At 61.5% G+C, this 9,630-nt stretch carries 8 protein-coding genes and 1 riboswitch; of the genes, 3 read left to right on the top strand and 5 right to left on the bottom strand.

The genetic code is table 11. The features are described from left to right. Positions 1 to 125: 125 nt before the first annotated feature. Positions 126 to 275: riboswitch (FMN riboswitch) on the bottom strand. A gap of 122 nt (positions 276 to 397) precedes the next feature. The 5 genes from I8N66_RS33655 to I8N66_RS33635 form a co-directional block, all read right to left on the bottom strand. Then, a complete protein-coding gene (locus I8N66_RS33655) occupies positions 398 to 1,459 on the bottom strand; it encodes an ABC transporter ATP-binding protein (protein ID WP_223724988.1) in 1,062 nt (353 codons plus the stop codon). An 11-nt stretch (positions 1,460 to 1,470) separates the two neighbouring features. Then, positions 1,471 to 2,253, bottom strand: coding sequence for an ABC transporter permease (locus tag I8N66_RS33650; RefSeq protein ID WP_113540351.1), 783 nt, complete (start codon positions 2,251 to 2,253; stop codon positions 1,471 to 1,473). Continuing rightward, a complete protein-coding gene (locus I8N66_RS33645; protein WP_113540350.1) occupies positions 2,250 to 3,131 on the bottom strand; it encodes an ABC transporter permease subunit in 882 nt (293 codons plus the stop codon). The genes I8N66_RS33650 and I8N66_RS33645 overlap by 4 nt, the downstream gene beginning before the upstream one ends. Positions 3,132 to 3,315: 184 nt before the next feature. After that, on the bottom strand, positions 3,316 to 4,422 hold the full coding sequence (locus I8N66_RS33640) for an ABC transporter substrate-binding protein (RefSeq protein WP_113540349.1): 1,107 nt from the start codon (positions 4,420 to 4,422) through the stop codon (positions 3,316 to 3,318). Positions 4,423 to 4,626: 204 nt separating this feature from the next. Then, positions 4,627 to 5,505 (bottom strand): MurR/RpiR family transcriptional regulator, encoded by an 879-nt coding sequence (locus I8N66_RS33635; RefSeq protein WP_113540347.1) that lies wholly within the window; start codon positions 5,503 to 5,505, stop codon positions 4,627 to 4,629. Positions 5,506 to 5,680: 175 nt separating this feature from the next. Between I8N66_RS33635 and I8N66_RS33630 the strand changes: the two genes are divergently transcribed. From I8N66_RS33630 to I8N66_RS33620, 3 genes are all read left to right on the top strand, one after another. Further along, entirely contained in the window at positions 5,681 to 6,454 is a 774-nt protein-coding gene (locus tag I8N66_RS33630; protein WP_113540458.1) for an N-formylglutamate amidohydrolase, read from the top strand. A gap of 113 nt (positions 6,455 to 6,567) precedes the next feature. Further along, positions 6,568 to 8,115 (top strand): amino acid permease, encoded by a 1,548-nt coding sequence (locus I8N66_RS33625; RefSeq protein WP_223724985.1) that lies wholly within the window; start codon positions 6,568 to 6,570, stop codon positions 8,113 to 8,115. A gap of 194 nt (positions 8,116 to 8,309) precedes the next feature. Continuing rightward, a partial coding sequence (locus tag I8N66_RS33620) for a glutamine synthetase family protein (protein ID WP_291163740.1) occupies positions 8,310 to 9,630 on the top strand: 1,321 nt, incomplete at its 3' end.

Below are 9,630 nucleotides of genomic sequence, written 5' to 3'. Positions count from 1 at the left end.
ATCTTGGCGGCGGGGTGGGAAAGAATGGTCATGGTCTCAAGCCTTTCAGGGTTTGGCGTTTTCCAATGATCCCGTCGGGCGAACATGCATGCGCGCAAGGCCCCGTCGCGGGGTCCCACGTTTCTGCTTGCTCTCTTCCATCCGGACTGTGACCGTCGGCTCCGGAATTTGACCGGATCTGCTGACCCCCAGGGTGAAACCCTGAGGCGCTCGCGGGCTTCGGCCTTTCGACCGCTACCGCCGGTGGGGAATTTCACCCCGCCCTGAGAACAACGCGACTATATAGCGCCACCGTGCGCGGTCAAACGCACGGTGCGACGAAAATGCCGGAAATCACGACAGAATTTTCCAGGGTTTGCAGCCATCGGAAGAAATCGTTCCGATGGCTTCTGTCGGCTTACTCGCGGATGACCAAGAGGTCCTTGGCGGCGAAGCGCAGCGTGACGTTGTCGCCGGAAACCGGCGGGGCGACGCCCGGATTGTTGAACATGTCGAAGGAGATGACGTCGCCGCCGACACGCAGCCGCGTGCGGATGACCGAGCCGAGGAAGCTCGTCGAGACGACTTCGCCGGCGAGCGACGTATCGCCTTTGGCACCTTCGGCGATCGAGCCTGCTTCGGGGCGCAGTGCCAGCGAAATGCTGTCGCCACCCTTCATGCCGGCAATCGGATCCTTCAGCGCCACCTGCTGGTTGCCGATCGTCACGGCGCCCGAGGCGGGGTCTGCCACCTTGCCCTCGATGATGCTGAGCGTACCGACGAAGGACGCCACGAAGCGTGTCGCCGGCGTGTTGTAGATCTCGAAGGGGGTGCCGATCTGGTCTGCGCGGCCGCCGTTCATGACGACGATGCGGTCGGAGATCGACAGGGCTTCTTCCTGGTCATGGGTGACGAAGACGGTGGTGATGCCGAGCTGCTGCTGGATCTGCCTGATTTCTTCGCGCAGCGACACGCGGATCTTGGCATCGAGCGCCGAAAGCGGCTCGTCGAGCAAGAGCACCTGTGGCTTGACCGCAATGGCGCGGGCAAGGGCGACGCGCTGCTGCTGGCCGCCGGAGAGCTGGTAGGGGAAGCGGTCCGCCAGATGATCGAGCTTGATCAGCCCGAGCATCTGCTTCACCCTTGCGTCGATCTGCGACTTTTCGGTGCCGGCGATCTTCAGACCGAAGGCGACATTGTCGTGCACGTTCATGTTGGGGAACAGCGCATAGGCCTGGAACACCATGCCGATGTTGCGCTGGTTTGGCTTCAGCGAATTCTGGTCCTTGCCGTTGATGACGATCTGCCCGCTGGTCGGCGTCTCGAAGCCGGCGATCATGCGCAGAACCGTCGTCTTGCCGCAGCCGGACGGTCCAAGGAACGAGACGAACTCGCCCTTTTCGATGTTCATGTTGAAATCGTGCACGACCTGAACCGGGCCGAAGGACTTCTTGATGCTGGTGAGTGAAAGGAAGCTCATGAGTGCGGTCCTCAGGCCTTGGGGGGCGCGCTTCTTTGGAAGCGCGAGACGAGCTGGATGAGGCCGAGGCAGCCCCAGGTGATGCCAAATGCGATAACGGCGAGTGCTGCCGGCTCATAGGCGCGGTTGGCGCCGAGAAGCTGCATGTACGGGCCGAAGGCCGGGCGGTTGAGAAGCGCTGCCATGGTGAACTCGCCGATGACGATGGCGAAGGTCAGGAAGGCGCCCGACAGAACCGCGACGAGCACGTTCGGCAGGATGATCTTTGCCAGGATCGTCGCCCATCCGGCGCCAAGGCTCTGAGCGGCCTCGGTCAAGGTGGCAACGTCGATGGTCCTCAGCCCCGTATCCACGGCGCGGTACATGTAGGGCAAAGCGAGTGTTGCGTAGCCGAACATCAGGAGGATGTTGGTGCCCGTGAGCGAACCCGTCAGCGGCAGCCAACTCGAGGTGTTGTAGAGCCGGATATAGCCAAAGACGATGACGATGGCCGGGATGACCAGCGGCAAAAGCGTGATGAACTCGATAACGGGACGCAGGCGCGGCAGCTTGAGGCGGACCCAATAGGCGGTCGGCACGACGAGCAGAACGCCGAAGATGATGGTGAACAGCGCCTGCATCACCGAATAGGTGAAGGTTTCCTGGAAGCGCGGGTCGCTGAAGACCTTGCCATAGGCGTCGAAGGAATATTCGCCGCGGCGCATCTTCAGCGAAAAGTTGGTCATGCCGATGAGCGGCAGGGTGAAATAGAGGAGGCCGAAAACGAGGGCTCCCCAGGCCCAGATCTTCTTCATTTCAGCCACCTTTCGCTGCGGGACCGAAGCCAGATGTAGATCGCGTTGGCGATGCCGGTGACGACGATCATGCCGAAGGCGAGGGCGTAGCCGAGATGCGGATTTCCGAGCACGTCGCCGCGGATCTGCGCAAAGAGCAGGATAGGCACGATGGAGAGCGACGAGCCGGTGAGCGCGATGGCAGTGGCCACGGCGCCGAAGGCATTGGCGAAGAGCAGCGCCAGCGTACCGAGCAGCGACGGCAGCAGGATCGGGAAGGCGACCATGCGCCAGTATTGCAGGCCGGTGGCGCCAAGAATTTCGGCGGCCTCGCGCCATTCGCGCTTCAGGCCGTCCAGTGCCGGCGTGATAATCAGAATCATCAGCGGGATCTGGAAGAAGAGATAGGTGACTGTCAGCCCCCAGAAGGAGAGAAGGTTGAAGCCGAGCATTCTCAAGTCGAAGCCGAAGTTCGAGCGAAGAAAAACGGTGACGATACCGACCGGGCCGAGGGTCGCGAGAAACGCGAAGGCGAGCGGCACGCCGGCGAAGTTGGAAGCGACGCCGGAAAAGGTCAGGAGCGGTCCGCGGATGCCTTGCGGCAAGCCGCCGAAAACGATGGCGGACGCCATGGAAAAGCCGATCAGGCAGCCGAGAAGCGCCGAGGCGATGCTGATCTTGATGGAGATCCAGTAGGCCGCAAGGATCGAGGGCGTGAACAGGCCCCGGATGTTGTCGAGCGTGAAGCCGCCATCGGGCGTCTGAAACGCGCCGACCACGATCTTCATCGTTGGCAGAAGCAGGAACAGCGTCACGAAGGCGGCAAAGGGCAGGATGCCCAGCCAGTGAAGCGGTAGGCGACGCGCCGGCGGGCTGGCGTCGGGTTTAGCAGATGACATTCCGTTCGCGCCCCTGAAGCCGCGTTATCGACGCGGGCGTTATAGATTGTTGCAAGCGAGAAGCGGGATGCAGACGGAAACCGCACACAGATTCCAGATCTCGCTCCAAAGACTTGAATTTCTTACGAATAACCTATGCGCCCCGGTCGGAAAACCGGCCGGGGCGACATGTCTGTGGAAAGGCTTACTGGACGTTCGCGCCGACGACGGCATCCCAGCCACCGGTGACTGCGGCCTTGTTGGCGTCGACTTCTTCGAGCGTCGGGAAGTAGGCCTTTTCATAGGCTGCTGCCGGCGGCAGGGCGTCGATCAGTTCCTGCGGAACCTTGCCGGCCTTGACCATGGCGTTGAAGCGGGTCGGGTGGCAGAAGCCCTTGAGCCAGCCCAGCTGACCTTCGTCGGAGTACAGGTGTTCCATCCACAGCTTGGCAGCGTTCGGGTGCGGCGCGTAGGCCGAGATGCCCTGGACGTAGACGCCGGCGAGAACGCCGCTGGCCGGAACGACGACTTCGGTCGGCGGGTTGCCGTTCAGCGTCTTTGCCCAACCGAGTGCGTTGTAGTCCCAGGCGACGACGATCGGGGTAGAGCCCTGGGCGAGCGTGCCGGACTTGCCGATAACCGGAACGAAGTTGCCGTTCTTGTTCAGCTCGGCGAAGTAGCCGAGACCGGCTTCACCGGCTTCCTTGCCCGACTTTGCGCCCTTGGCGAGGCCGGCGGCGAGAACGCCGAGGATCGCCTGGTTCGAGGCGCGCGGGTCGCCGGCGAGAGCGACCTGACCGGCATATTCCGGCTTCAGGAGGTCGGTCCAGTCCTTCGGTACGTTCTGGACGAGGTCCTTGTTCACGAGGAAGGACATCACGCCGTAATAGTCGCCGTACCAGTAACCTTCGGCGTCCTTGACGCTGTCCGGGATCTCGTCCCAGGTGGAGACCTTGTAGGGCTGCAGCAGGCCTTCGGCCTTCATCTGCGGGCCGAAGGCGAGGCCGACGTCGACAACGTCGGGAGCCTGCGGGCCCTTGTTGTCCTTGTTGGCCTTGACGGCTTCGACTTCGTCAGCCGAGCCGGCGTCCGGGTTCAGTTCGTTGACCTGGATTTCCGGATACTTGGCCTTGAAGGAAGCGATGACGTCGCCATAACCGCACCAGTCGTGGGGCAGGGCGACCGTGGTCAGCATGCCTTCCTTCTTGGCAGCTTCGATGAGCTCGGCGCTCGGCTCGGCAGCGGCAATTGCGGTCGTCGCCAGGAAAATGGCGGTGGAGAGCGAAAGCAGGCGTTGGGTTTTTGAAATCACTGGGGTTCTCCTTATGGGTTTAGTCAAATTCGTGGTGTTTCAGTCGATTTCGGCGAAGCTGTTAAAGAGGTGCGATGAAAGTAATGTGACAGTGGTTTTTCCGTTCGCGCCGCCTATGTCGTTGGAAGAACATTTCTTTTTCGATGCTGGCGGCTCACTGTCGCATAACTGTATGAATTTCCGTGAACAGGTCGGCGAGCACTCCTAGACGGGTTTGCGAAAGATGCGGGTGGAATCGAACAGGCCTTCGAGCGTCTTCATTCGGTCCCGGGTCTCCTCCCAGTTCGAACTCTGTACGGCTTCGATCAGGGCTTCGATCAGGAACAGGATCACGACCGAGCTGTCCCAGGCCGACGGCACTTCGATCTGCGAACGGAACACCCGGGAGGCGGACTTGGCGACCGGCGACGTCCAGCGATCGGTGAACAGGATGATCTCGACGCCGCGCTCACGGGCGGACTTGGCGAGCGTCACCATTTCCTGTTCGTAGCGGCGAATGTCGAAGAGAATCAGCACGTCGCCCTGGCGCATGTCGAGCACATAGTGCGGCCAGGCGCTGGCATTGGAGGCGATCTCGATCACCCCGGGCCGGATGACCTGGAGGTGGGTGAAAAGATAATCGGCAAGGGCGTGGGTAATGCGGCCGCCAAGCAGGTAGATGCTGCGCTTGCGGTCGGCGATGAGGGCCGCGGCTTCGTCGAAGTCCTGCGGCTCGATCTGCGTCAGCGTTTCGCGCAGATTGCTGGTGATCGCATCGGCAAAACGGTTGAGCGTGTGGGTTCCCGGTGCGTTGGCTGCCCAGCGGTCGTGCTTGGTGATCGGATTGGAAATCGTCGCTTCCAATTCCTGGTGCAGCCTTGCCTGAAAATCCGGAAAACCGCGGAAACCGAGCTTCTGCACCATGCGCGCAACGGTCGGTGTCGAAACACCGGCGTTCTCGGCAACGGTGGTGATCGAGCCGAGTCCCGAAACGGGATAGTTGTCGAGAAGTGTCTCCGCCAGTTGCTTCTCCGCGCGGGTCAGCACGGTGAAGTGGGCGTTGATCACATCCGACACCGTTGTGGATGTCGCCTTGCTGCTCAAATTGTCTCCCCTGAACCGATCTAAAGCCGGTTTGTGACAGATTAAACATCGCTGTCACAATTGGAGTCAATCGCAATTTTGAAGAGATCGTTTCAGATTTTGATTGACACTTGCCAATCTCTGAAGAATTCTTTTCATTAACGAACGTCTAACGGGGCAAGAGGGGATGCCGGTGTTGACGCGACTTTTGACAGAAGCAGATGGCGATCCGGTTGCGATCGAAAACGCCTCGGGGAAGGGCGATATCGTGCTCGTCTGCGAGCACGCCTCGCGCCGGGTTCCAGAGCGCCTGGGTACGCTCGGGCTTACGGAGCAGGCGCTTGAAAGCCACATCGCCTGGGATCCGGGCGCGCTTGCCGTCGCCAGGCTTCTCGCCGCCAAGCTCGATGGGGCACTGATCTACCAGCGCTTTTCGCGGCTCGCCTATGATTGCAATCGCCCGCCCGAGGCGGAGGCTGCCATGCCGGTCCTCAGCGAAGTGTACGAGATACCGGGAAACCGGACGATGACCGAAGACGAGCGGCAGGCGCGGGTCGACGAAATCTATCGCCCATTCCACGATTCCGTCGCGCGCTTCGTTTCCGAGCGCAAGGCCGCCGGCAGGCCGCCCGTTCTCGTGACGATGCACAGTTTCACGCCCGTCTACTTCGGCAAGCCTCGGTCGGTCGAGGTCGGTATCCTGCACGACGCGGACAGTCGGCTGGCCGACCATATGCTCGTGGCTGCGACGAAAGGGCAGGTCGCCTTCGATATCCGCCGCAACGAGCCCTATGGCCCGGCTGACGGCGTCACCCACAGCCTGATCGAATACGGCGTCCACAACGGACTGCCGAATGTGATGATCGAGATCCGCAACGATCTCATTCGCAACGAAATCGGCCAAAGGGTCATGGCCGATTATCTGGAAGGATTGCTCCGCAAAGGCGCAGTGGCACTTTCAGCACAATAAAAGACCCTGGGGAGCGGCATGGCCGCGGTCCTGTTCCGGCTCGCCGGGACGGGTGGTTGATGGGACCCAGCCGCAATGGGGCGGCCTGGTCTGAAGAAATCAGGGGAAGAAAAATGTCAGACTACAGTGATTTGGACAAAAAGCAGGACATGAGTGTCTTGCACTCTATGGGCTACGCCCAGGAGCTCGAGCGGCGCATGAGCCAGTTCTCGAACTTCGCGGTGTCGTTCTCGATCATCTGCATTCTTTCTGGCGGTATCAACTCGTTGGCCCAGGCAACGGCCGGCGCGGGGGGCGCCGCGATCGGTATCGGCTGGCCGCTCGGCTGCTTCATTTCCTTCGTCTTTGCCGTCGCCATGGCGCAGATCAGCTCGGCATATCCGACTGCCGGCGGCCTCTATCACTGGGGCTCGATCCTCGGCAACCGCTTCACCGGCTGGCTGACGGCCTGGTTCAACCTGCTCGGCCTCGTCACCGTTCTCGGCGCGATCAACGTCGGCACCTACTACTTCTTCATGGGGTCCTTCGGTACGCCCTATTTCGGGCTTGAAGACACGACGCTGACCCGCATCATCTTCCTCGCGATCATCACCGGCGCCCAGGCGCTCGTGAACCACATGGGCATCGGCCTGACCGCGAAGCTCACGGACTTCTCCGGCTACCTGATCTTCGCGACGTCGATCCTCCTGGCTCTCGTCTGCCTCGTCGCCGCCGACAGCTACGACATCGCGCGCCTCTTCACCTTCTCCAACTATTCCGGCGAGGCCGGCGGCAACGTCTGGCCGGAAACCTCGGGCACCTGGGTGTTCCTGCTCGGCCTGCTGCTGCCGATCTATACGATCACCGGCTACGACGCTTCGGCGCACACTTCGGAAGAAACCGTCAAGGCGGCCCATTCGGTACCGCGCGGCATGGTCTCCTCCGTGCTCTGGTCGGCACTCTTCGGCTACATCATGCTGTGCTCGTTCGTGCTGATGATCCCGAACATGGATGAAGCCGCCAAGCAGGGCTGGAACGTATTCTTCTGGGCGATGGAAGCTCAGGTCAATCCGATCGTCAAAGACGTCCTCTATCTCGCCATCCTCGTCAGCCAGTGGCTGTGCGGCCTAGCAACGGTCACCTCGGTGTCGCGCATGATCTTCGCCTTCTCGCGTGACGGCGGCCTGCCGGCCTCCAAGGCGCTTGCCAAGGTGAGCCCGACCTACCGCACGCCGGTTGCCGCGATCTGGACCGGCTCGATCCTCGCCGTCCTGTTCGTCTGGGGCTCGTCGCTGGTCTCCATCGGTGAAACGCCGGTCTATACCATCGTCGTTTCGTGCACCGTCATCTTCCTGTTCTTCTCCTTCGCGATCCCGATCACGCTCGGCCTGTTCGCCTGGGGAACCTCGAAGTGGGACAAGATGGGCCCGTGGAACCTCGGCGAGAGCATGTTCAAGCTGTTCGCAGTCTTGTCGATCATCGCCATGGTGCTGATCTTCATCCTCGGCGTGCAGCCGCCGAACGACTGGGCGCTCTACATCACCGTGGGCTTCCTGGTGCTGACCGGCGCGGTCTGGTTCGGCTTCGAGAGCCGCCGCTTCCGTGGCCCGCCGATCGGTGACGAAGTGGCACGCCGCCAGGCGGAGATCGCCGCCGCAGAAAAGGCCGTCGGCCAGATCTGATCAACGACAAGAGGGCGGAAGCGCGACCGCGACTTCCGCCTTTTCTTTGGGGCCGGAACGAAATCGAAAGGCAATGTGCGCGGTATCCGGCCCGCATCCCGCGCCAAACAATTCGAGCTGATCACGTTCACGCGGCCAAAAAATATCGTGACCTCAAGGGAACGGCCGCGTGACAAAACATGGGATGGAAGTTGATGAGCTATACGTTTGATGAGTTGAAGGAAGACGTCGCCGCCGGCCGCATCGATACGGTGCTCGCCTGCCAGGTCGACATGCAAGGCCGGCTGATGGGCAAGCGCTTCCACGCGCAGTTCTTCGTCGACGGCGCCTGGAAGGAAACGCATAGCTGCAACTACCTGCTTGCGACCGACATGGAGATGGAGACCGTTCCCGGCTACAAGGCGACGAGCTGGGAAAAGGGCTACGGCGACTATACGATGAAGCCGGACCTTTCGACGCTTCGCCGCATTCCCTGGCTCGAAGGCACGGCGCTGGTGCTCTGCGACATGCTCGACCACCACACCCACGAGGAAGTGCCGCATTCGCCGCGCGCAATCCTGAAGAAGCAGGTGGCCCGGCTCGAGAAGATGGGCCTCAAGGCCTATATGGCGAGCGAGCTCGAGTTCTTCCTCTTCGACCAGTCCTATGACGATGCCCGTCAGTCCGGCTATCGCGACCTGCAGCTCGTCAGCGGCTACAACGAGGACTACCACATCTTCCAGACCACCAAGGAAGAGGATGTGATGCGGGCGATCCGCAACGGTCTCCAGGGCGCCGATATCCCGGTCGAGAATTCGAAGGGCGAAGCATCGGCCGGCCAGGAAGAAATCAACGTGCGCTACGCCGACGCGCTGACGATGGCCGACCGCCATGCGATCATCAAGAACGGCTGCAAGGAGATCGCCTGGTCACGGGGCAAAGCGATCACCTTCCTCGCCAAGTGGAACTATTCGGCCGCCGGTTCGTCTTCGCACATCCATCAATCGCTCTGGAGCCTCGACGGCAAGACCTCGCACTTCTTCGACGAGGGCGGCAAATACGGCATGTCCGAGATGATGCGCCACTATGTGGCGGGGTTGCTCACCCATGCGAGCGAGATCACCTATTTCCTCGCCCCCTATATCAACTCCTACAAGCGCTTCATGGCCGGTACCTTCGCCCCCACCAAGGCGGTCTGGAGCAAGGACAACCGCACGGCCGGCTATCGCCTGTGCGGCGAGGACACCAAGGCGATCCGCATCGAGTGCCGCGTCGGCGGCTCCGATCTCAATCCCTATCTCGCCTTTGCCGCTTTGATCGCGGCGGGCATTTCCGGTATCGAGAACAAACTTGAACTGGAAGCGCCCTTTGTCGGCGACGCCTATGGCGGCAAGGACGTGCGCGAAATCCCGCGCACGCTGCGCGATGCCACTTCGGCGCTGAGCGAATCCAAGATGCTGCGCGCTGCCTTCGGTGACGAAGTCATCGAGCACTACGCGCGGGCCGGACGCTGGGAACAGGAAGAATACGACCGTC

The sequence above is a fragment of the Ensifer sp. SSB1 genome, assembly GCF_016652895.1.
GTDB lineage: Bacteria > Pseudomonadota > Alphaproteobacteria > Rhizobiales > Rhizobiaceae > Ensifer.
Note: the sequence above shows the minus strand (reverse complement) of the source record. Positions and strands in the feature narration are given on the sequence as shown.